Origin of the sequence: Marinobacter halodurans (assembly GCF_004327985.1) — a bacterium.
GTDB lineage: Bacteria > Pseudomonadota > Gammaproteobacteria > Pseudomonadales > Oleiphilaceae > Marinobacter_A > Marinobacter_A halodurans.
In genome coordinates this window covers 1-225 of the sequence record NZ_SJDL01000258.1, presented here as the reverse complement: position 1 = coordinate 225, position 225 = coordinate 1, and the positions used below count along the sequence as shown (strand labels likewise).

The 225-nt window shown below is 62.2% G+C and carries 1 protein-coding gene; it reads left to right on the top strand.

Going from position 1 to position 225, the window contains the following annotated elements:
- On the top strand, positions 1 to 225 hold a 225-nt coding region (locus EZI54_RS24285), incomplete at both ends, for a reverse transcriptase domain-containing protein (protein WP_242674601.1).

Below are 225 nucleotides of genomic sequence, written 5' to 3'. Positions count from 1 at the left end.
CGAGACGGGAAGGCACGCCGCAAGGCGGCCCGCTGTCGCCTTTGCTCTCCAACGTACTCCTGACCGAATTGGACCAGGAACTGGAGCGGCGAGGTCATCGGTTCTGCCGCTATGCGGACGACTGCAATATTTACGTTCGCAGCAGACGAGCAGGCCACCGGGTCATGGCCAGTATCACCCACTTCCTGAAAGCACGCCTGCGCCTGACGGTGAACGCGGCGAAGA